Origin of the sequence: Actinokineospora cianjurensis (assembly GCF_003663795.1) — a bacterium.
In the GTDB taxonomy this organism is placed as follows: domain Bacteria; phylum Actinomycetota; class Actinomycetes; order Mycobacteriales; family Pseudonocardiaceae; genus Actinokineospora; species Actinokineospora terrae.
The window spans coordinates 699,121-721,904 of the sequence record NZ_RCDD01000002.1 but is presented as its reverse complement, the minus strand read 5'-3'; the positions used below and the strand labels follow the sequence as shown (position 1 = coordinate 721,904).

Genomic DNA, 22,784 nt, shown 5'->3' with positions numbered 1-22,784 from the left:
TGGTAGTTGCCTGGGTGGGGGCGGGGAGCCGACTAAGCTGCGGGGTATGTCGACCATCACCGCTTCCGCCGACCCCGATCTGCTGCGTGCCCGGCTCCAGCGCGCGCGCCACGCCGCCGCGGCGCAGGGTGCCGACGCGTTGGTCATCGCTCCGGGGTCGGATCTGCGGTACCTGATCGGGGGATCGGGATCCTCGTTCGAGCGGCTCACCGCGCTGGCCGTGCCCGCCGGTGACGGCGAGGCCGTGCTGGTGGTCCCGAAGCTGGAGGCTCCCGGGTACTCGGGTATCCCGCTCGACGCCCTGGGGGTGCGGCTGGCGACGTGGGTGGACGGGGAGGACCCGTACGCGCTGGTCGCGGGGGCGCTGGGGGCGCCGTCGGTGGTCGCGGTCGGGGACATGCTGCCCGCGCTGCACGCGTTGCCGTTGCGGGACGCGCTGCCGGGGGCCGCGCAGGTCCTGGCCGGTCCGGTGCTGCGCGAGCTGCGGATGCGCAAGGACGCCGCCGAGGTCGAGGCGCTGCGGGTGGCGGGCGCGGCGATCGACCGGGTGCACGCCAGGATCGGCGAGTGGTTGCGCGCGGGCCGCACCGAGGCCGAGGTCGGCGCCGACATCGCCGCCGCGATCGTCGCCGAGGGGCACGCCAAGGTCGAGTTCGTCATCGTCGGCTCCGGCCCCAACGGCGCCAGCCCGCACCACGGCCTGTCCGACCGGGTGATCACCACCGGCGACGTCGTCGTGATCGACATCGGCGGCTCGACGGCCGAGGGCTACAACTCCGACAGCACCCGCGTCTACGCCGTCGGCACCCCCCGCGACGCCGACGTCGCCGACACCTACGCGGTGCTCCTGGCCGCCCAGCGCGCCTCCGTCGAGGCCGTCCGCCCCGGCGTGACAGCGGAGTCCATCGACGCCGTCGGCCGCCAGGTCATCGCCGACGCCGGGTTCGGCGAGTACTTCATCCACCGCACCGGCCACGGCATCGGCCTGGACGTGCACGAACACCCGTACATCGTGGCCGGGAACGACCTGGTCCTGGAGCCGGGCATGGCCTTCAGCGTGGAGCCGGGCATCTACCTGCCCGACCGCTGGGGCGCCCGCATCGAGGACATCGTCGTGGTCACCGAGGACGGCGTGGAATCGGTCAACAACCAGCCGCACGAGCTCGTGGTGCTCCCCGGATGAGCGAACTGGAACCCATCGACAAGGCGATAGTCCGCGAACTGGCCCTCGACGGCCGCCGCAGCTTCACCGACCTCGCCGAACGCGTCGGCCTGAGCGTCTCCGCCGTCCACCAACGCGTCCGCCGCCTGGAACAACGCGAAGTGATCCGCGGCTACTCGGCCCGCCTGGATGCCCAAGCCATCGGGTTGCCGTTGACCGCCCTGATCTCCCTGACCCCCATCGACCCCGCGGCGCCCGACGACTACCCGCAGCGGCTGCAACACATCAGCGAGATCGAGTCGTGCTACTCGGTGGCGGGGGATGAGTCGTACGTCCTTTTGGTCCGGGTGGCCACGCCTATCGACCTGGAAGACCTACTCCGCAAGATCCGCGAATCCGCCAAGGTCTCCACCCGCACAACGGTGGTCCTGTCCACTCCCTACGAAGGCCGCTCACCCGCGCTTTGATGCCTCTTCCAGGGCGATGGCGTAGTTCCTGGTGACAGCTACTGTGGTCGGATGGTTAGGCCCGAGAACCCGCTCGCAGTCGACGGCCGCCTGTTTGTAGAGCGGGATGGCGTCGTCGAGTCGTCCGGCGGCGTTATACGCGTAGGCGAGGTTGTTGGCTGAGTTCAGGGTGTCGGGGTGGTCGTTGCCGAGGATTTGGCGGCGGTCGTTCAGTGTCTGTTCGTAGAGTGGGATGGCGTCGTCGAGTCGTCCGGCGTTATCGTATGCGCCAGCGAGGTTGTTGGCTGAGTTGAGGGTGTTGGGGTGGTCGTTGCCGAGGGTTCGGCGGCGGTCGTTCAGTGTCTGTTCGTAGAGTGGGATGGCTTCGTCGAGTCGTCCGGCGTTGTTGTATGCCGTGGCGAGGTTGTTGGCTGAGGTCAGGGTGTTGGGGTGGTCGTTGCCGAGGGTTCGGCGGCGGTCGGCGAGTGTTTGTTGGTGGAGAGTGATGGCTTCGTCGAGTCGTCCGGCGGTGTTGTACGCGTAGGCGAGGTTGTTGGCTGAGTTCAGGGTGTCGGGGTGGTCGTTGCCGAGGATTCGACGGCTGTCGGCCAGTGTCTGTTCGTAGAGTGGGATGGCGTCGTCGAGTCGTCCGGCGTTGTCGTATGCCGTGGCGAGGTTGTTGGCTGAGGTCAGGGTGCTGGGGTGGTCGTTGCCGAGGGTTCGGCGGTGGTCGGCGAGTGTCTGTTCGTGGAGCGGAATGGCTTCGTCCAACCGTCCGAATGCGTCCAGGGATATGGCCAGGTTGTCGGCCGAGATCAGGGTCTTGGGGTGATCCCCGCCCAGGTGAATCTTGTGGTGTCGATGGGTGGTGGCCGCGTGGGGGATCGTTGCTGGATTGGCTGTGGCGTGGAGAAAGTGGGTTGTCTGGTTAGCGAGTCCGAGAGCGGCCGCGCTGTGGCGGGTGAGGGCTGCGAGGTGGCGGGCGAGATCGGCGCCGATGGCGCGGAGTTCCCAGGATCGGTTCCTCGCGGGTAGGTGGGTTTCCAGAGCAGCGGTGACCTTGGTGGCGGTCTCGTCAAGCGAGGAAGACGCCTCGCGCAGGACGCGCTGGGATAGGCGGTGCATGAGGTAGGTGTTGCCGTCCTCGCCCGCGTAGTCGATAAGCGAGGCTCGGCGGAGTGCGGCCGCGGTGGTGAGGAAGTCGTCCCGGGTGGGGAGCAGGGTCTCCAGCAGTGTGCGGTGGACACCATCAGGGGCCAGCAGAGCGATGGCCTCCAGCAGGAGACGGGCATGAGGGTGATCGGCTTCCACACGCCCCACGCTGAGCAGGATGGTCTTGGTCAGCGCAGCGGGGTAGCCGTGGCCCTTGGCTGGAACCAGGTGGTCCAGCGTCGTCTCATCGAGGTGGCGCAAGTAGTCCGCATAGGAGCGCTCGTGGTCGCGGATTCGAGCGCCCGCCAAGGCAAGAGACAGGGGTAAGTAGCCAAGTTCCTCGGCGACAGCAGCGGCACCAGGCTCGTCGTCAAGCTGCGTCAGATCAGATAAGAAAGCGATCGCCGTGGTGGGGGAGAAGACGTCGACTGCCACGGGGGTGCCGATGTTGTGGGTGTCGGTGCTCGTGCTGGTGACGATCACCTGGAGCGACCCCGCCACCGGCAAGTGTTCGACAACGTCATCGGGATCGGTGACGTTGTCGAACACCAGCAGACCCGAGCCGGTGTAAGCGTTCAGGTGGGCGCGCAGCCGCCCCAGGACGCGGTCCGAGGGTTCGTCATCGGCGCCGCGCAAACCGAGCGCGTCTGCCAGGTCGAGCAGATCGCTGGCCATCGTGGCCGCGTTCTCCGCCGCGATCCACCCCACCAGCCACCCCTGCCCAGCCCGCTCCCGCGCGTACGCCGCAGCCAACTGGGTCTTCCCCACCCCGCGCTGCCCCGTCACCGCCACGACAACGGCCACCCCGGCCGCCGCGACTTCCCGCAGCGAGTCCAGCTTCACCGGCACCCGGAACCCCTGCGGCGACCGCGGCACCTTCCCGATGACGACCTGCCCGGCGACCTTCCCCAACGGCCCCGGCGCCGCATGCTGCACCACCGTGACCCGTCCCGAGTTGTCCCGGAACTGCAAGCTCTGCCCGCCGACGTCCCCAGCCCGGTTCACCAGAACCCCCTCCCCGGAGTCCGCACATCGTACGACGCGCGGCCGGGGAGGGATCAGTCCTTGTCCTTCTTCCGCAGCGTCGTGGTCACGTAGATGAGGCTCCCGGTCAGGACCGCGATGTCGTCGAGGTAGATCGGGTCGGGCAGCGCGTCGACCGGGAACACCGTGTACGCCAAGGAGAGCCAGTAGGCGACCTTGGTGGGCAGAGGAGTGTCGGGTTGGTTGACCTGCCGGTGCTTGCGGATCAGGCGATAAGCCAAGAACAGCGCCACCAACACCAGCACCACGACCACGACGATCGCGACCACGCCGAGTCCGGTCCACAAGGAGTCCACGTCCGGGAGGTACCCCCGACCCACCCCAAGATCACGGCCCGATCGTCGTCGCCGGGTGCAGGTCGCCGTCCGCCCCCGGCAGGCAGGCCGCCGCGCGCGAGTCGGTCACCAGGAACTCGCCGAAGCAGCGGCCCAGTTGGGCGTGTCCGGCGGCGTTGGGGTGGAACGACTCCTGCAACGCGTGCGAGGCGCGGTCGTCGTCGCCAAGGTCGTTCCAGCGGACCGACAGCCTGCTGAACCACTCCTGCGTGGCGTCGTCGCGGGAGCACGCTTCGCGGCCGACCCCCGCGCGGGACACGTCCAGCAGCCGGGCGCCGGACTCGCGGGCGGCCTGGCGGACCCCGTCGGTGATCTTGGGGACGGCCTCGGCGCGGACCCAGCGCAGGTCGGCCTCGCGGAACGGGCAGCCGTTGAGGTTGCGCAGGCCCTGGCGGACGTCCGGGCTGATCGGGGCGGCGTAGGACTGCAGGACCAGGTGGTAGTCGGTCGGCTGGTACCCGGCGTCGGTCATCACCGAGCGGATGTCGGCCAGCGCGCGGACCACCTTCGGCACCATCCGGTCCACCCGCTGCTGCCACTCGCCGCCCACCGAGTCCGAGCACGACTGCTTCGACTGGTCCAGCCACGCCTGCACGCAGCTGTCGAGCACGTGCGAGAACGACGGGTCGTCGTTGGCGCCGACCGCGACCTGGATCGCCACGACCCGCTTCTGCCTGGCCAGCGACCCGAGCCGAGCCGCCTGCGAGCCCTCGGTGTACTGCTCGGTGCTGCCGAGCCCGACCTGGGCGGACGGGGCGCCCGAACACGCCAGGTTGATCGTCTCGTCGATGCCGCGCAGTCCGGTGTGGTGGATCGAGGCGGCGCGGGAGCGGTGGCACCAGTCACCGTCGGTGCCGTCGGTGCCCGGTTCGTAGTCGCCCGCGGCCTCACCCGAGATGGTGGAGTCGCCCATCGCCACCAGCACCCGGGGCACCCCGGTCGGCGGCGACGGGGCAGGGGCCGGTCCGGGCAGGACGATCACCACCGCGCTCGCCAGCACGAGCACCAGCAGCAGGACAGCGGCATGCCATCGGTACCGTCGCATCATCTCGGCCCAGTCTAGGCGATGCCCCGGGAGTCTTGCTCGCGCTGCCAACCTCGACCGGCCGTCACGCACCCTCGGCGGTGATCACCAACCTCGCCGCCGAGGGCGGTAGGGCTCGCTGAGCGTCTGCGGACGTGAATGGCCGCTCCGCCAGCGATCACAGCGCGCGCAGCAACGCCTGCTTGGCCGTGGTGAACTCGTCCTCGGTGAGCACCCCGTCGCGGCGCAGGTCACCCAGTTCGCGCAGGCGCCGCAGCACCGTGTCCTGGTCGACCGGACTGTCGCGTGTGGACTCCACCGCGCGTGGGGACGCTGTCGCGCTTGTGGCCGTCGTCGGGTGCGGGAGCCTGGCCACAACCGCGGCGGCGAGCAGGGCCGACGCGGCGATGTCCTTTTTGAAACCCCACAGCCGGAAGCAGTTCGGGTCGTGCGACGCGGGTTGCGTGCTCGGTGGGCCCACCGGCCGCAGCCGCACCAGCTTGGGTGTCCACTCGATACCGAGCAGTTCGCCGACCGCCACCTCCCGCGCCCCGCCGGAACGCTTGGACGACTCGGCCGCCCAGCCCCATTCGAACCGGACGCGGTCCCCGTCGAACGAGGCGTCCCCGTCTTCCCCGGTGGTCGACAACGGCGCGCTCGGGGCCGCCAGCAGCCACTGCTCGGCCGGACCGTCGGGCACCCGGGCGACCAGCCGCGCGTCGCGGACCCCGTCGGCGAAGTACTCGGCGGACGCCGCCGCCCTCGGCTCGATGGTGAGCCGGAACGGGTCGGCCGCCTCGGGCAGCGCGCCACCGGTCACGTGGGTCAGCGGGTCGGCGCCCGCGCGGGGCCGCAGCCGCAGGTGCCCGCCCTTGCGGTCGGTCTCGAACCCGACCCCGGCGATCGCGGCCAGCGGCACCACCAGTTCGCCGACCGCCAGCCGCAGCGGGTGCGCCGACTTGGCCGGGACCACCCGCACCGAGTCGTAGTCGAACACCCAGGTGCCCTCCCGCCCGGTCACCTCGGTCATGCCCAGCACGTCGCGCTCCCCCCGGTCACCACGACACCGTACCGGGTTCAGGCGACCGCGATCCGCCCGTCCACCAAGGCCAACCCGCGATCGGCGATGTCGTGCACCGCGTCGTGGTGGGTGGCGACCAGCACCGCCGTGCCCTCCCCGGCGGTCCGGCGCAGCAGCCCGAGCACGGCGGCGACGCTGTCGTGGTCGAGGTGCGCGGTGGGCTCGTCGGCCAGCAAGACCCTGGGCCGCGCCGACACGGCCCTGGCCAGGGCGGCCCGCTGCTGCTGCCCGTAGGACACCTCGTGCGGGTACCGGTCGGCCAACCCGTCGATCCCCAGCTCCGCCAGCAGTTCCGCGACCCGGTCGCGCACCTCGGCGCGACGCCCGGACAACCGCAGCGGCAGCCCCACGTTCTCCGCCAACGTCAACTCCTGCGCCAACCCCAACGCCTGCGGCAGCACCCCGCAGTCCGCCCACGCCGGAACCGCCGCCAACGGCTGCCCGCACACCGCCACCGTGCCCGCGTCCGGCTTGTCGAACCCGCACAACACCGCGAACAACGCGCTCTTGCCCGACCCGGACCGCCCCGACACCGTGACGACCTCGGCCGAGGCGACGCTCAGGTCGACCCCGCGCAGCACCTCGATCCGACCGTCCGGGTGGTCGAACCCCCTCGTGAGCCCCCGCCCGACCAGCGCGCTCACGCGGCCACCCCGTCGACGCGGCCCTCGCGCAGGTGCACGACGCGGTCCCCGAGCGCCACGAGCTCGGGGTCGTGGGAGGCGGCGACCACGGCCACGCCGCGCTCGGTGAGACGGCGCAGGACGTCGAGCACCAGGGCGGCCGACGCGGCGTCGAGCTGGGACGTCGGCTCGTCGGCCAGGATGACGGCGGGGGAGCGGGCCAGCGCGCACCCGAAGGCGAGGCGTTGCTGCTGGCCACCGGACAGGGCGCTGACCCGCCAGTCGCCGGTGCCGGGGATGCCGAGCCAGTCGAGGATCTCGGGGTCCGCGTCCGCCAGACCGGCGGACTGCGCGGCGGCGGTCAGGTTCCCCGCCACGCTCAGGTGCCCGATCAGGTTGTCCGGCGGCGCCTGGAACACCACCGCGATCCGCTCCCGCCGCACCGCCCGCCGCGCCCGGTGCGACAACCGCCCGATGTCCCGCCCCTGCCAGGCCACCGACCCCGCCGTGTGCCGATCGATCAACCCCAACACCCGCAACACCGTCGACTTCCCCGACCCGGACGGCCCGGCCAACACGGTCATCCCCCGCGCCGCCACGTCGAACGTCACACCCCCGACCGCGCTGACCTGGCCCGCGGGGGTGCGGTAGCGGACGTGGGTGTCCCGCAGTTCGTAGAGCGGCACCTGGTCGTCGAAGATCGGTTCAGCCACGGGTCGACTCCCCACTCGGACGGTGACAGGCCGCGCTGGTCGGTTCAGCCACGGATCAGCTCCCCGACCCGGGCGGTGGTGACCGAGCGCACCGCCGACCAGCACACGAGCGCCACCACCACCGCGGCCACCAGCGTCGTCGTCGACACCAGTGGCACCAGGTTCGGGGCCGCCGCCACCGGGCGCAGCCACGGCGACGGGTCCAGCATCGGCGCCGACACGGCCGCGCAGACCGCACCGGCCGCGCTGCCCGCCGCGACCGAGATGCCCGCCAGTGACCCCAGTTCGGTGAGGTGGCTGGCGACCAGGGTGCGTTGCCGCAGGCCCATCCGGGTGGCCAGGGCCCCGGCCAGCGCGTTCTGCCTGCGCCGCACCTCCACCGCCAGGACCAGCGCGGCCGCGGCGACGATCGCCAGGACCATGCCCAGGGCGGTGACGAAGTCGAAGGTCCAGGTGACGGTCAGGAACGGCAGCCCGTCGAGCGCGAGGGCCTTGGACCGGGAGTGCAGGTGGTGGATCCCGGCCGCGTCGAGGTCGGCGACCAGGTCGGCGCTCGACCTGGCCGACCAGACCTGCCACACGTCGATCCGCGCCGGGTCCGGCAGCGACGCCAGCGACACCACGTACCCGCGGCCGGTGCCGATCAGCGGGAACGACGCGACCTGCCCGACCGGGCGCACCGTGCCCACCCTGGGCAGCTCGGCCGGGGCGTCCGGTGTGGACCCGACCCGCAGCGCGCGGACCCCGGAACCGGACAGTGTGGACAGCTGCGCGGCGACGTCGTCCGGGTCGCGGTCGCCGAGCCACGCCGAGCGGGTGAACGTCGCCGGGTCGACCGCCAGCACGATGCTCTGCCCGGTCTTGACCACGCCGACGACGGTGGCGTGCTGGGCCAGCGCGGGCGGCAGTCCGGCGATGGCGACCCGGCCGGGGATCTGCGCGGTCGACTCGGCGCCGACGAACAGCCCCGACTTGGTGTCCAGCGCCTCGCTCTGCGCGTCCGCCACCCCGACTCCCACGGTCAGCGTGCCGACCGCGAGCGTCCCCACGAGCAGGATCCCCACCGCGGAACCGGCGGCGGCCGACAGCCTGCGCAGTGCTAGGTGCACCGCTGGAGTCCGCCAGAGGTCAGCGCGGTGTGCGGCAGTTAGTGCCCACCGAGCCAGGCGGACGGTGACTAGAGCGACGGTCAGGACTACCAGCAACGGGAACGCCAACCCGACCGCGTCAGCGTTCTGCGGCAGCGGTTGTCCGAACTGGAGCTTCGTGGGCATGCTGTCCAGACGTGCCCACGCGAGGTAGGCCAACGCGGCAGTGATGAGCTCCCACGGCACGAACCGCCACACTCGTGACGCGCCGCGCGTACTACCTGACTGGAACTCCCGGTGCGTCCGCGTCGCAGTCACCGCGCCTACGACCAACAATGCGGCCACAAGGACCCCGGCCGCGACCAGAGCGGCGACACCGACTGTGCCGTCAGTCAGGGCTGTCGAGGGCGCGTACCAAGGTAGGGCCAACCGTGCCGCGAGCAGACCGGCGGCCGCGCCCAGAAGCAACGGCGCGGCCAACTCCAGCACCGCGCGCCAGCCGAGCACTACCGGTCCCGCGCCGCGTGCCCACAGCAGCCGCAGTTCGGCGTGCCTGCGCTGCACCCACTGCACGGTCACCGCGCCGACCCCGGCCAACCCGACCAGCAGGCTGATGACCGTCAACGGCAGCACCGCGCCCAGCACCGTCGACTCGGCAGAACGCGCGACCTCCACCGGCTTCGCGAAGTAGTTCGACGCGATCACCAGCCGCGCCTTGTCCCGCGCACGCAACTGCGTAGTCACACCGTCGACCACGGTCTTACCGCGTGCGACCAAGGCGGCGGCCTCGTCTGTGGTGGCGGGCGTCGGGGCAGGAAAGCGGACACTGACAGCGGCGGCGTTACCGCTCACGGGGCTCATAGAGGCGGTGAACGAGTCCAGAGTGGGGAACCAGACGACCGCGGCTGTGGCGCCCTCGGTGGCTAGAGGGTTCGGCATGATCCGCTGCTGCTCGGAGCACCAGTACGCGGGCACCGGGTCGCTGACGTCGGCGTAGATCGCGGTCACCGGCGGGAGCGTGCCGTCCAGCCCGCGGTCGCCGATCTTGATCCCGGCGTCCTGGGCGATGCTGCGCGGCACCCACAGCCCGTCCCGGCTCCCGCCCTCGACCACCCGCAGGTTGTCCATCGCGCCGTCGCGGTACCCGAACTGCGACCACGGGTGCGGCCCGTTGAAGTCCCACTGCCGCACCGGTGAGTACACCGCCCCGATGATGGTGTCGAACCCGGCCACCCGCCCCTGCTCCGCCGAGATCCGCAGGACGTCCCCGGCGTCGGCCACCGACACCCGGTTCCCATCCACCACCGGCGGCACCGTCTGCCCGCACAACCGCCCCGCCTGGTACGCGACCGCCGCCGACCCCGCCGAATCCGCGTGCAACACCGCCGCCGCCCCCACGAAGCTGAGCAACAACGCCGCCACGAAGGCAACCAACACCGTCAGCGGACTCGACACCGCCGCCCGCGGAGCCGCCCTCCAAGGCAACTGCATGGACCGGCACGCTACCGCCGCCCCCACCGCATCCCACCCACCGCGACCCATTCGAGATCCACCCCGGACGGTCCGTCTCCGCCCGGTCACGGAAACCACCACCGCGCCCCGCACGTGGTCGGGACCGACGATGGTCACCGGTCTTCGGCAAGACCTGGACCACGGTCCGCTAGCGCCGGAAGGGGAAAGCAGAAGGGGGCGGGTAGCCGCGTGGTCACCCGCCCCTACCTCGTCGCTCGACCGAGGAGCGGGCGGCTCACCCGGGCGAGTCGGTCATGCCTGCTGGCCCAGTCGGCAGAGGCGACACGACGGCGCGCCCGTGGCCCACGAGTCCTCGCCGTGATCGCCTGCCGTCGCCCCACGCATCGCGCGAGCCGATTGCCGTGCTCAGCAGACAACCTGGCGCAGGCACGGCAGTCGCGGCCGACCTGCGTGGGCCGAGGCGACGGTGGCCACGCGCAGGAGACGCGCTCGGCGAATCGGACGCGGTGACGCCCAGTCGTGCTGCCGCACCGAAGGTGGAACGCGAAAGGGGCGGGTAGCCGGGTGGCCACCCGCCCCCTTGCGTTGTCGTTCGGTCTAGAAGGGGCGCCTGCGGGGCGGCTCGGCGCGGTCGGTGATGCCGTCGGATGCCTTCTCGGGCGAGGGTGTAGGTGGGCGCCTGCGGTCCGGGCTGTGGCGTCTACGGGTGGTCACTTTCCCCGGCGGGCACCGGCCGCGGTCGCAGTGCGGTGAATGTGTTGCGCCGACCGGGCTATCAGGTCGGGGTCGGTTTCCATCCCAGTCAGGATTGGGTCACACCCGTCCGCCGACCTGCTGCCCCGCGCTCACGGTGGCGGGCGGCATCCCGAGACCGGCGGGCGGCACCGCTCACCTGCGCGAGTAGCCCCGACGCGGGGCCCGGCCAGTGGGTGTCGGGTGTTCCCGAATGGACCCCTACAACCGTCGTGGGGCGATTGTCGGCGGCTTTCGGACAGCGGGGCGGGTGCGCAAGACTCTGCCATCCCTGCGGGCAGGGAACTGCCGCAGCAGAACACCGACCCCAAGGAGAATGGGCGTGCTCATCCGCACCAGACGGGCGCTCGCGGCGGGACTGGCGGTCGCCGCCGTGGTGGGGGTGGCCGTGGCGGCCTCCCCCGCGCAGGCGTCGCCCGCCACCGCCGTCAGCCAGAACGCCACCAACGCCGACATCCTCGACCAGCTCAAGGCCGTGCCCGGTCTGACGGTCGTGTCGGAGTCGGCCACCCCGCCCGCGGGGTACCGGTTCTTCCTGTTGACGTTCAAGCAGCCGGTCGACCACCACAACCCGCGCGGGGCGACCTTCGAGCAGCGGTTCCAGTTGCTGCACAAGGACACCGCGCGGCCGGTCGTGCTGCACACCACCGGCTACAACATGCCGGTCACCGCGTTCCGCTCGGAGCCGACCCGGCTCGTCGACGGCAACCAGATCTCGGTGGAGCAGCGGTTCTTCACCCCGTCGCGGCCCGCGAACGCGGACTGGGACGACCTCAACATCTGGCAGGCCGCGACCGACCACCACCGCATCGTCAGCGCGCTCAAGCGCGTCTACGCAGCCAAGTGGATCTCCACCGGGGCCAGCAAGGGCGGTATGACCTCGATCTACCACCGCCGCTTCTACCCCGACGACGTCGACGGTGTCGTCGCCTACGTCGCCCCCAACGACGCGGTCAACGACTCCGACCGCGCCTACGACCGGTTCTTCCAGACCGTGGGCAACGACCCGGCCTGCCGCACGAAGCTCGAGGACGTGCAGAAGGAGGCCCTGAAGCGGCGCACCGCGCTGGTGGCGAAGTACCAGGGCGCCGCGACCGCCGCCGGGTGGACCTTCACCGGGGTGCTCGGGTCGATCGACAAGGCTTACGAGATGACCGTCCTGGACACCGTGTGGGCGTTCTGGCAGTACTCGACCCAGGCCGACTGCGCGACCGTCCCGGCCAAGACCGCGACCGATGACCAGCTCTACGCGTTCATCGACGCCACCGCCGGGTTCGCCTTCTACGCCGACCAGGGCATCACCCCGTACGCGCCGTACTTCTACCAGGCCGCCACCCAGCTCGGCTGGCCGCAGCCGAAGTTCGAGCACCTGCGCGGCCTGACCAAGTACCCGAACCTGTACCAGGCGAACTCCAGCCTCCCGCCGGACCTGCGCCGCCGCCACGACTCCCGGCCGATGCTCGACGTCGACCGCTGGGTCCGCACCCGCGGCTCGGAACTGCTGTTCGTCTACGGCGCCAACGACCCGTGGGGCGCCGAGCAGTTCGTCCCCAGCCGCCGCGACTCGCACCTCTACGTCGCCCCGGGCGCCAACCACGGCGCCAACATCGCCGCCCTGTCCCCGGCCGACCAGACCGCGGCCACCGCGACCCTGCGCCGCTGGGCCAACGTCACCGCCCCGGCCTTCGCCGAGAAGGCTTCCGACGGCATCACCGACCTCGACCGCGCCGAGCCGCCCCGCAGGCGCCCCTTCTAAACCGAACGACAACGAAGGGGCGGGTAGCCACACGGCTACCCGCCCCTTTTGCTTTCCCCAGCCCCCAGCCCCCAGCCCCCAGCGGCGGCTGACGACCAGGTGTCGCCGCGTCGGGGTCGCCGAGCGTCAGCTGTGCCCGGTCAAGGTCGCCGCGTCTGCACGCTGGTCGGGTGAGACGGCCTCTGTGGGCGCTCGATGTACCTCTGCGCGGCGCGTGGTCGGCAGTCGCGAGCCTGCCCGTCTCGGGTCGAGTGACCGCGAAAGGGGCGGGTGGCCACTTGGCTGCCCGCCCCTTCTGCATTCCCCGAACGGTGATCGTGCGAGCGGGATCCACCAGTGGGTCGTCAGTAGCCGCTGTGCGGGGGATCGGCGGTCGCCCAGGTGGCCCTCGCTCACTTGGGCGACCGCCGGGGGTTCAGCCCTCGTAGGTCGGGTGGTCCCGCCAGTGCTGTTGGCCGGTGGCGGGGAGGCTGCTGATCGGGTCGTAGTACGGGTAGCGGCGGCTGAGGATGGCGGCGGCGTCCTCGGTCTCGGAGCGTTCGGTGCCCGCGCGGTAGTTCTTGGTCCAGTAGGAGACACCCAGTTCGCGGTCGTACTCGGCGAGTTGGTGGACCCAGCGCTTGCCGACGTACGGGACGTCGCAGATGATGCGCGGGGTCGCGTAGCCGGGGAGGTAGCCCATGATCGCGTGCTGCAGTTCCTGCGCCTCCCACACCGAGACCCGCCAGTGCTCGGCGTTGGGGATCATGTCGCACATGTAGAAGTAGTACGGCAGCACGTTCGCCTCGCCCTGCAGCGCGAAGCACAGGTCCAGCAGCGCCTCCGGGGTCGCGTTGACGCCGCGCATCAGCACGCCCTGGTTGCGCACGTCGCGCACCCCGACCTCCAGCGCCGTCCGCGCCGCCTCGGCCACCAGCGGGGTCACCGACTGGGCGTGGTTGACGTGGGTGTGGATGGCCAGGTTCACCCCGCGCCGCGCGGCCGTGCGGGCGACCCGCTCCAGGCCCTCGACCACCGACGGCTGCAACCAGTGCTGCGGCAGCCCGGCCAGCGCCTTGGTCGCCAGCCGGATGTCGCGCACCGTCTCGATGTCGAGCAGCCGCATCAGGAACGACTCCAGCTGCTTCCACGGCACGTTCGCCACGTCGCCGCCGGAGACCACCACGTCGCGCACACCGGGGGTGCGGCGCAGGTAGTCGATCATCTGGTCCTGCCGGTCGACCGGCTTGAGGACCAGCTTGTGCTTGTCGACCTGCGGGGTGGAGTTGCCGACCAGGTCCATCCTGGTGCAGTGCCCGCAGTACTGGGGGCAGGTGGACAGCAGCTCGGCGAGCACCTTGGTCGGGTACCGGTGGGTCAGTCCCTCGACGACCCACATCTCCGCCTCGTGCAGCGAGTCGCGGGCCGAGTGCGGGTGGCTGGGCCACTCCGGGTCGCGGTCGGAGCGCACGGGCAGCATGTAGCGGCGGATCGGGTCGGCGAAGAACGCCTCGGTGAACTCGCCCGCCTCCGCCGTCGGCGCCATCGTGTTGAGCATCTGCGGCGGCAGCAGCATCGACATGGTCGCCAGCTGCTCCTGGTCGGCCAGCAGTTCGGCGTAGAACGACTCGGCGAGCAGGTCGCCGACGACCTTGCGCAGCTGCCGCTCGTTCTTGACGCAGTTCACCCGCTGCCACTGCGCGTCCCGCCACTGCGCCTCGGTGACCCCCGACCAGCCGGGGAAGCGCCGCCAGTCCGGTTCCACCAGCTCACGGCGGACGTACTCGTAGGGCTGGTGGGCGCCCTCCAGCACCGCGGCGGACACGGTCGTGTCCGCCTGCCGCAAGTCCCGCAACGCAGTCATATGTACTCCTAGCCGCTAGGGTGGCGTGAAGATATGCTGCCAGAGCGCTAGTGCTCCGTAAAATCTACAGCACTTTCGCCGCCATGACGTCACACGGAGGGCTCGGGGATGAACGCACAGGTCGCACGGGTCGGCTCGCCGTTCGGGCTGCACCGGGTGGTCGAGCCCGCCGGGGTGCTGCCCCAGCAGGCGCACCGGCTCGACGCCGACCCCGAGCCGTACGCCGACGAGGTGGTCATCGACGTCGACCGGCTCAACCTCGACGCGGCCTCCTACCGTCAGCTCCGCGAGCAGCACGGCACCGGTGACGCCGTCCGCGCCGCCGTACTGGGGATCGTCGCCGAGCGCGGCAAGATGCAGAACCCGGTCACCGGGTCCGGCGGCATGCTCCTAGGCACCGTCGCCGCTGTCGGCCCTGACTCACCGTTGGCGCTAGAGGTCGGCGACCGGGTCGCGACCCTCGTCTCGCTTACCCTGACCCCGCTGCGGATCACTGATGGCCTCGCCGACTGGGACGGGCTAAGCGAGCAGGTCCCGTGCCGGGGGACCGCGGTGCTGTTCGGCCGCTCTATCGCCGCCGTGCTGCCCAACGACCTGCCGGACGGGATAGCCCTGTCCGTGATGGACGTCTGCGGCGCCCCCGCGCTCACCGACCGCGTCGTCCGCGAGGCGGGCGTGGGCGCTTCCGTGCTGGTACTCGGCGGTGGCGGCAAGTCCGGGTCGCTGTCACTGGCCGCCGCCCGCCGCGCCGGGGCCACCCGCGTGGTCGCGCTCGTCCCGACGGTCGCCGAGGCGGACGCCGTGCGCGCGGCCGGGCTGGCCGACGAGGTCGTCATCGCCGACGCCCGCGACCCGCTCGCCGTGCACGCCGCGATCGGCACCCCGGTCGAGGTCACCGTGGTCTGCGTCGACGTGCCCGGCTGCGAGCACGGCGCGATCATGGCCACCGCCGACGGCGGCACGGTCGTGTTCTTCTCCATGGCCACCTCGTTCCCCGCGGCCGCGCTCGGCGCCGAGGGGCTCGCCGCGGACGTCCGGATGCTCGTCGGCAACGGGTACGTGCCCGGTCACGCCGCCTTCGCGCTCGACCTGCTGCGCGCCGAGCCCGGGGTGCGCGCGCTGTTCGCCGCCCGCGAGACTCAGTGACCGTGACGACTTCCAGCACCCTGTACACCGGGGGCCGCGTGCACTCCCCGGCCGACCCGTCCGCCACCGCGATCGCCGTGCGCGACGGCCTCGTCGTGTGGCTCGGCCAGGACTCGGTGGGTCGCGCGCTGCACGGTGACGGCGAAGTGGTCGACCTCGACGGTGCCTTCGTCGCGCCCGCGTTCGTCGACGCCCACGTGCACGCCACCTCCGCAGGGCTGCTGCGCGTCGGCCTCGACCTGACCGGCGCCAAGACCCTCGCCGAGTGCCTGGCCATGGTCGCCGCGCACGTCCGGGCGAGCGGGCACCCGCTGGTGTGGGGGCACGGCTGGGACGAGACCACCTGGCCGGAGAACCGCCCGCCGACCCGCGCCGAGGTCGACGAGGCCGCCGGGGCCGCCGCTGTCTACCTGTCCCGGGTGGACGTCCACTCCGCCTTGGTGTCGACCGCCCTGCTCGACCGCGCCCCCGGTGCCCGCGCCGCCGACGGCTACCACCCCGACGGCCCGCTGACCCGCGACGCCCACCACCGCGCCCGCCGCGCCGCCCAGGACGCGATCACCCCCGCGCAGCGCGACGAGGCCCAGTTGGAGTTCCTCCGGCACGCCGCCGCCCAGGGCATCGCCTGCGTCCACGAGTGCGCCGGACCCGACATCTCCGGGGCCGACGACCTAACCGCGTTGCTGGCCCGCGCGGGCGGTGACCTGCCGGAGGTCGTCGGTTACTGGGGCGAGATCGGGCCCGCGGACCTGGCCGTCCGGCACCGTGTCCGGGGCCTGGCGGGCGACCTGTTCGTCGATGGCGCGCTCGGGTCCCGTACGGCTGCGTTGTGTGCCTCTTACGCTGACGCTGACACCAGCGGCGCGCTCTACCTCGACGCCGCGGCCATCGCCGAGCACCTGGTGGTGTGCACCGAGGCCGGGATCCAGGCCGGGTTCCACGTCATCGGCGACGCCGCGACCGCCGAGGTGGTCGCCGGGTTCGCGCTGGCGGAGAAGCGGGTCGGCCTGCTCGAGCTGGCCGGGGCACGGCACCGGCTCGAACACCTGGAGATGGTCACCCCGGACCAGGCCAGGCAGTTGGGGCAGTGGGGTGTCGTCGCCTCCGTCCAACCCCAGTTCGACGCCGCGTGGGGCGGGCCGGACGGCATGTACGCCACGCGCCTCGGGGTGGAACGCGGCACGTCGCTCAACCCGTACTCGCTGCTCGCCGCCGCCGGTGTCGTCCTCGCCCTCGGCTCCGACGCCCCAGTCACCAGGGTCGACCCCTGGTCCACGGTTCGCGCCGCCGTCAACCACCGCACCGACGGCTCCGGCCTCTCACCCCGCGCCGCCTTCACCGCCCACACCCGCGGCGGCTGGCGAGCAGCAGGCGTCGACGACGGCCTCACCGGCACCCTCGTCCCCGGAGCCCCCGCCACCTTCGCCGTCTGGGACGCCCCGGAACTCGTGGTCGCCGTCCCTGACGACCGCGTCCGCCGGTGGTCGACCGACCCGCGCTCCCGAGTCCCCGGCCTCCCCCCGATGGACCCCGAGACTCCCGCCCCAACCTGCCTGCGCACCGTCCTGCGCGGCCACACGATCCATGACCACGAGGTGACCCCACATGCCACCTCCTGAGGCGGATCTCCGCTGGTCTGCCAGCCATCGTGGGCAACTTCCTCACTTGCGCCGCGACCTTCGTGCGGCCGTCGAGTGTGGTCGACGAGAGCCGATTGCCATCTGCCCGCGCGGCCACACGATCCACGGCGATGAGGTGACTCCACGTGCCACCCGCCCGCGGGGCCACGCGATCTACGACCACAAGGTGACCTCACATGCCACCTCTTGACGTGGATCTCCGCTGGTCCGCTGGCTACCGCGGGCCACTTCCTCACTTGCGCGGCGGTCCTCGCGCGGCCGTCGAGTGCAGTCGACGCCCGCCGATTACCACCTGTCCGCGCGGCCACACGATCCACGACCACGAGGTGACCCCACATGCCACCTCCTGACGCGGTGACCGGCTCGCGCACCGACTCCGACAACGACAGCACGACCCGCGAGGGGAGCCCACGTGCCGCTTCTTGACCTGGACCCGGCTGTGGTCGCGACCGCGCGCCAGTTGGCGGCGACGGCGGCCGCCCCAGTCGTGGAGATCGCTCGTTCGCACACCACGGTGTCCGTCGAGCGCGCCACCCTGCGGCTCGCGGGGATCACCGGCGCCGACAGCACGCACCGTGCGGGCGACGTGCCGTGGGTCAACCGGGTCGTCGACACCGTCGCTGAGCATTGCGGGCTGCAAGACGGCGTGTGCGGGCCGGTGTTCCACGCGCTCGCCGAGCACAACCTGGGCAGCCTGACCGAGCTCGCCGAGGCCACTGCCGCAGGCCAGGTCAGCTACCGGGTGCCGACCGGCAAGGACGCCACCCGCGCCGACAAGGCCGCCCGGGCCGCCGTCGCCAAGGGGCTGCGGACCGTCGACCGCAACCGCGCCCAGCGCGACAAGCTGGTCGCCAAGCTCGGTGATCCGCCGCGGCGCCCGTGGATCTACCTCATCGTGGCGACCGGGGACATCGACGAGGACGTGGTGCAGGCCGCCAACGCCGCCCGCGCGGGTGCCGACATCATCGCGGTGATCCGGTCCACCGGGCAGTCCCTGCTGGACTACGTGCCCGAGGGCGCCACCCACCACGGGTTCGCGGGCACCTACGCCACCCAGGAGAACTTCCGGATCATGCGGGCCGCCATGGACGAGGTGTCCAAGGAGGTCGGCCGGTACGTGCGGGTCACCAACTACGCCTCCGGCCTGTGCATGCCCGAGATCGCCGTCCTCGCGGGACTGCAGCGGCTGGACATGATGCTCAACGACTCCATGTACGGCATCCTCTTCCGCGACATCAACCCCATCCGCACCTTCGTCGATCAGCGGTTCTCCCGCCAGGTGCACGCCCGCGCGGGCATCATCATCAACACCGGCGAGGACAACTACCTCACCACCGCCGACGCCGTCGACGCCGCGCACACCGTCACCGTCTCGCAGCTGCTCAACGAGCACTTCGCGCACGAGGCGGGGCTCCCGGACGAACTGCTCGGCCTCGGCCACGCGTTCGAGATCAACCCCAAGGTCCCCGAGTCGTTCCGGCTGGAACTGGCGCACGCGCTGCTGGCCCGCGAGCTGTTCCCGGACGCCCCGCTCAAGTGGATGCCGCCGACCAAGCACATGACCGGCGACGTGTTCAACGGCTACCTGCTCGACGGGTTCTTCAACCTCGCGGGCGCGCTCACCGGCCAGTCGATCCTGCTGGTCGGGATGATGACCGAGGCCGTGGTCACCCCGTTCCTGTCCGACCGCGACCTCGCCCTGGCCAACGTCCGCTACGTGCTCGACGCCGCCGGGGGACTGGCCGAGGACTTCCGCCCCGCCCCGGACGGGCTGATCGTCAAACGCGCCCACCAGGTGCTCGGCGAGGCCGTCGACCTGCTCGCCAGGATCGTCGACGACGGGCTGCTCACCGCCATCGCCAGCGGAACCTTCGGCCTGATGAAGCGCCCGCCGGACCAGGGCAGGGGCGTCGCTGGCGTGGTCGCCAAGGCCGACGGCTACCGCAACCCGGCCACCGACCTGCTCGACGAGGGGGCGACCAAGTGACCACCACCCGGCCCGCACCAGCCGACGCCAGTGCCTCTGCCCCCGCGGCCGCTGACCCGGTGACCGCAGGCGCCGTGACCACTGACCCGGCGGCCACGAACACCACGGCCACCAACACCACGGCCACTGACCCGGCAGCCACCAACACCGCGGCCACCGACACCAAGCGCTACGTCCGCCCCTACGGCGACACCAGCGGCGACGGCATGCTGCAGACCTCGTTCACCCTGCCCGTCCCGCACGGCCCCCGCGCCGAGGGCGCCGCACTGCTGCTCGCGGCCAAGATGGGCATGGAACCGGCCATGGTCGTGCACTCCCACGCCATCGGCCCCGACTTCACCTTCTTCGTCGTCTACGGCTCGGTCAAGCACATCATCGACCTGACCGAGGTCGAGGTCGTCGAGCGCGAGTACCCGCTGCTGCCGCCCAGCGAGGTCAACACCGTGATCAAGCGGGCGCTGCGGCGCAAGATGGTCGTGGTCGGCGCCTGCATCGGCACCGACGCGCACACCGTGGGCATCGACGCGATCCTCAACATCAAGGGCTTCGCGGGCGAGAAGGGGCTGGAGTACTACCGGGAGCTGCGGGTGGTCAACCTCGGCGCCCAGGTCAGCGTGCCCGACCTGGTGAAGCGGGCGCGCGCGGAGAAGGCCGACGCGGTGCTGGTGTCGCAGGTCGTCACCCAGCGCGACGCGCACATCCTCAACACCCAGGAGATGTCGGCCGCGTTCCGGGAGGCCATGGGCGGGCGCCGCCCGCTGCTCATCGCTGGTGGACCCAGGTTCGACCCGCGGATGGCCGGTGACCTGGGCGTCGACCGCGTGTTCAGCCGCGGCACCACCCCGGGCGAGGTCGCCAGCTACCTCGTCCACGCCATCAACCAGCGCAAGGAGCAGCCCGCATGAGCCCCGAGCCCGGCCTGAGCGTCACCCACCGGCGCTACGTGCCGCACGCCCACGCCCACTACGGCGGCAGCCTCGTCGACGGCGCCTACTCCCTCGGCCTCTTCGGCGACGTCGCCACCGAGCTGTGCGTGCGGACCGACGGCGACGAGGGCCTGTTCGCCGGGTACGAGCAGGTCGAGTTCCTGGCGCCGCTGCGCGCGGGTGACGTGGTCGAGGCGACCGCGACCCTCGTGCGGGTCGGCACCCGGTCGCGGGGTGTGGAGTTCGAGGCGCGCGTGGTGTGCCGGGCCGCCCCGGAGCGCGGGCCATCGGCGGCCGACGTGCTGCAACCCCCTGTGGTCATCACCCGCGCAAGGGGCACGGTGGTGGTCCCACCAGCGGGGAACGAGTAGTCGCCCCGCTGCGCCGAGTAGGTGATGTTGCCCGTTGTTACTCCGTTCGGCGGACACCTCGCTTGCGCCGGTCGGCCCTTCGCTGATAACAACCGGAACCAGGTGTGAACAATGCTGTCGCCGGTGTTGACCTGGTCCCGGCGGCCGTCGACGACGGAGGACCATGCCGGAGGAGCTCGTCGAGGTGCGGCAGGTCCTCGACCACACGCCGGACCAGGTCTGGGAGGTCCTCGGCGACCCCGCGCTCTACCCGCGGTTCGTCCGCGAGATCGCCTGCGCCGAGCGCGAGTCGGCCCAGTCCGGCAAACCCCGCTACCGGGTGCGGTTCAGCGTCGCGGGCGGCGAACCGGTGCACGACCGGGTCGAGGTCCTGGTGAACCGGCCCGGTGAGCACCTGGTGCTGGTCGGACCGGGCTGGGCGGGCGGGCACCTGTCCATCCGGCTCGAACCCGCGGCGGGCCGGACCGTGGTCGAGGTCGTGCTGTCGCTGCCGGAGGACCTCACCGCGGGCACCGCGATGACCAACGCCTGGCTGCGCAAGCGCGTCCGCAAGGGCCTCACCCGCGTCGACGACCACCTCTCCGGCCGGGCCGTGACCAGCTCGCCGACCCGCATCGACCAGACCTCCCGCGGCCTGTCCGCGCTCACCGTCGCCCGCACCCTCGCCAAGGCCGGGGTGCTCAACCCGGGCCGACCGGACCGGGTGCTGCGCCAGCTCGGCGCGCTCGCCCGCTGGGGCGCCACCCTGGTCGGCGGGTACCAGGCGGCGTCGGCGCGGGTGCCGGACGCGGTGGCGCTGGTCGACGAGCGCGGCAAGCTGACCTTCGACGAGATCGACCGCAGGACCACCCGCCTGGCCAACGGCCTGGCCAAGCACGGTGTCCGGGCCGGGCGCCGGGTCGCGCTGATGTGCCGCAACCACGCCGGTCTGGTCGAGATGACCATCGCCTGCGGCAAGCTCGGCGCGGACGTGCTGCTGCTCAACACCGGCCTGTCCGCCGACCAGGTCGCCGACCTCGTCGAGGCGCACCGGCCGGTCGCGCTGGCCGCCGACGACGAGTTCGCGCCGCTGTTCCACAACCTGCCCGCGTCGCTGCCGTGGATCTCCACCTGGTCGGCCGCGCCGGGCGAGCTGACCCTCGACGCCGTCATCGCCGCCGCGCCCGCGACCCCGATCCGCCCGCCGGAACAGGCAGGCAAGATCATCGTGCTGACCTCGGGCACCACCGGGACGCCCAAGGGCGCGCGCCGCCGCAACCCGCCGGGGCTCGGGTCGGCCGCCTCGGTGCTGTCGCGGATACCGCTGCGCGCGGGGGAGCGGATGCTCGTGGCCGCGCCGCTGTTCCACACCTGGGGCCTGGCCGCGGTCCAACTGGGGATGCCGCTGCACGCCTCGCTGGTGCTGCAACGCCGTTTCGACGCCGAGGCGACCCTCGCCGCCATCGCCGAGCTCAGGTGCACCGCGCTGATCGCCGTGCCGGTCATGCTGCAGCGGATCATGGCGCTGCCCGAGCGGACCCGCGCCCGCTACGACACGTCCAGCCTGCGCGTGGTCGCCTCCAGCGGGTCGGCGCTGTCGCGGCAACTGGTGACGTCCTTCATGGACTCCTACGGCGACGTCCTCTACAACCTGTACGGCTCGACCGAGGTGTCCTGGGCCAGCATCGCCGACCCGACCGACCTGCGCGCCGCCCCGACCACCGCGGGCCGATGCCCGGTCGGCACCAGGGTCGGGATACTCGACGCCGACGGGGTACCGGTCGCGCCGGGCGCGGTCGGGCGGATCTGCGTGGGCAACGAGATGCTGTTCGAGGGCTACACCAACGGCACCAGCACCGAGATGCACGACGACCTCATGGTCACCGGCGACCGCGGCTACCTCGACGCCGACGGCAGGCTCTTCGTCTCCGGCCGCGACGACGACATGATCGTCTCCGGCGGCGAGAACGTCTTCCCCCGCCCCGTGGAGGAACTCCTACTCGGCCTGGACGTGGTGGCCGACGCCGCCGTCATCGGCGTCCCCGACCCCGAGTACGGCCACCGCTTCGCCGCCTACATCGCCCTCAAACCCGGCACCCACCTCACCGCCACCACCATCCGCGACTACATCCACGACCACCTCGAACGCCCCTCAGTCCCCCGCGACGTCATCTTCGTCCCCCGCGTCCCCCGCAACGCCACCGGCAAAGTAGTCAAACGCCTCCTCGCCGACCACGACTGA

17 protein-coding genes are annotated in these 22,784 nt (G+C 71.9%); 9 read left to right on the top strand and 8 right to left on the bottom strand.

Going from position 1 to position 22,784, the window contains the following annotated elements:
• The first annotated feature begins 46 nt into the window (after positions 1-46).
• Together CLV68_RS17785 and CLV68_RS17780 are read left to right on the top strand one after the other, a co-directional pair.
• Positions 47-1,183: a M24 family metallopeptidase gene (locus tag CLV68_RS17785; RefSeq protein WP_121391967.1), complete on the top strand. Its 1,137-nt coding sequence runs from the start codon at positions 47-49 to the stop codon at positions 1,181-1,183.
• A complete protein-coding gene (locus tag CLV68_RS17780) occupies positions 1,180-1,629 on the top strand; it encodes an Lrp/AsnC family transcriptional regulator (RefSeq protein ID WP_092775382.1) in 450 nt (149 codons plus the stop codon). The genes CLV68_RS17785 and CLV68_RS17780 overlap by 4 nt, the downstream gene beginning before the upstream one ends.
• On the opposite strand, the gene fxsT is transcribed toward CLV68_RS17780, so the two are convergent.
• The 7 genes from fxsT to CLV68_RS17745 all read right to left on the bottom strand — a co-directional run bounded on the left by fxsT (position 1,615) and on the right by CLV68_RS17745 (position 10,159).
• A complete protein-coding gene (gene fxsT, locus CLV68_RS35235; protein WP_246009941.1) occupies positions 1,615-3,609 on the bottom strand; it encodes an FxSxx-COOH system tetratricopeptide repeat protein in 1,995 nt (664 codons plus the stop codon). The genes CLV68_RS17780 and fxsT overlap by 15 nt on opposite strands.
• Positions 3,610-3,818: 209 nt before the next feature.
• Positions 3,819-4,100, bottom strand: a complete 282-nt coding sequence (locus CLV68_RS17770; RefSeq protein WP_121391966.1) for a DUF1232 domain-containing protein — start codon at positions 4,098-4,100, stop codon at positions 3,819-3,821.
• A 31-nt stretch (positions 4,101-4,131) separates the two neighbouring features.
• On the bottom strand, positions 4,132-5,184 hold the full coding sequence (locus CLV68_RS17765; RefSeq protein WP_121392364.1) for a GDSL-type esterase/lipase family protein: 1,053 nt from the start codon (positions 5,182-5,184) through the stop codon (positions 4,132-4,134).
• Between the two features lie 157 nt (positions 5,185-5,341).
• Entirely contained in the window at positions 5,342-6,193 is an 852-nt protein-coding gene (locus tag CLV68_RS17760) for a DUF4429 domain-containing protein (RefSeq protein ID WP_121392363.1), read from the bottom strand.
• A 47-nt stretch (positions 6,194-6,240) separates the two neighbouring features.
• Complete coding sequence (locus CLV68_RS17755; RefSeq protein ID WP_246009939.1) at positions 6,241-6,888, bottom strand: ABC transporter ATP-binding protein; 648 nt, start codon at positions 6,886-6,888, stop codon at positions 6,241-6,243.
• Complete coding sequence (locus tag CLV68_RS17750) at positions 6,885-7,580, bottom strand: ABC transporter ATP-binding protein (protein WP_211346607.1); 696 nt, start codon at positions 7,578-7,580, stop codon at positions 6,885-6,887. Before CLV68_RS17750 ends, CLV68_RS17755 begins: the two co-directional genes overlap by 4 nt.
• Positions 7,581-7,624: 44 nt before the next feature.
• A complete protein-coding gene (locus CLV68_RS17745; RefSeq protein ID WP_147460052.1) occupies positions 7,625-10,159 on the bottom strand; it encodes an ABC transporter permease in 2,535 nt (844 codons plus the stop codon).
• A gap of 1,057 nt (positions 10,160-11,216) precedes the next feature.
• On the opposite strand from CLV68_RS17745, the gene CLV68_RS17740 reads away from it, so the two are divergent.
• Entirely contained in the window at positions 11,217-12,650 is a 1,434-nt protein-coding gene (locus tag CLV68_RS17740; RefSeq protein ID WP_246009938.1) for a S28 family serine protease, read from the top strand.
• Between the two features lie 415 nt (positions 12,651-13,065).
• Here CLV68_RS17740 and CLV68_RS17735 read toward each other — a convergent pair whose 3' ends face one another.
• Entirely contained in the window at positions 13,066-14,493 is a 1,428-nt protein-coding gene (locus tag CLV68_RS17735; RefSeq protein WP_170224424.1) for a KamA family radical SAM protein, read from the bottom strand.
• 108 nt (positions 14,494-14,601) lie between these two features.
• Between CLV68_RS17735 and kdd the strand changes: the two genes are divergently transcribed.
• From kdd to CLV68_RS17705, 6 genes are all read left to right on the top strand, one after another.
• Positions 14,602-15,639 carry an L-erythro-3,5-diaminohexanoate dehydrogenase gene (gene kdd, locus CLV68_RS17730; RefSeq protein WP_121391962.1) on the top strand — a complete coding sequence of 346 codons (1,038 nt, stop codon included), beginning with the start codon at positions 14,602-14,604 and terminating at the stop codon, positions 15,637-15,639.
• Positions 15,640-15,641: 2 nt separating this feature from the next.
• Positions 15,642-17,258 carry an amidohydrolase gene (locus CLV68_RS17725; RefSeq protein WP_121392360.1) on the top strand — a complete coding sequence of 539 codons (1,617 nt, stop codon included), beginning with the start codon at positions 15,642-15,644 and terminating at the stop codon, positions 17,256-17,258.
• A gap of 433 nt (positions 17,259-17,691) precedes the next feature.
• Positions 17,692-19,266, top strand: a complete 1,575-nt coding sequence (gene kamD / locus CLV68_RS17720; RefSeq protein WP_121391961.1) for a lysine 5,6-aminomutase subunit alpha — start codon at positions 17,692-17,694, stop codon at positions 19,264-19,266.
• The gene (gene kamE, locus CLV68_RS17715; RefSeq protein WP_121391960.1) at positions 19,263-20,171 is read left to right on the top strand and encodes a lysine 5,6-aminomutase subunit beta; all 909 of its coding nucleotides are present in this window, start codon (positions 19,263-19,265) and stop codon (positions 20,169-20,171) included. Before kamD ends, kamE begins: the two co-directional genes overlap by 4 nt.
• The gene (gene kal, locus CLV68_RS17710; protein WP_121391959.1) at positions 20,168-20,563 is read left to right on the top strand and encodes a 3-aminobutyryl-CoA ammonia lyase; all 396 of its coding nucleotides are present in this window, start codon (positions 20,168-20,170) and stop codon (positions 20,561-20,563) included. The genes kamE and kal overlap by 4 nt, the downstream gene beginning before the upstream one ends.
• A 163-nt stretch (positions 20,564-20,726) precedes the next feature.
• Positions 20,727-22,784: an AMP-binding protein gene (locus tag CLV68_RS17705; protein WP_121391958.1), complete on the top strand. Its 2,058-nt coding sequence runs from the start codon at positions 20,727-20,729 to the stop codon at positions 22,782-22,784.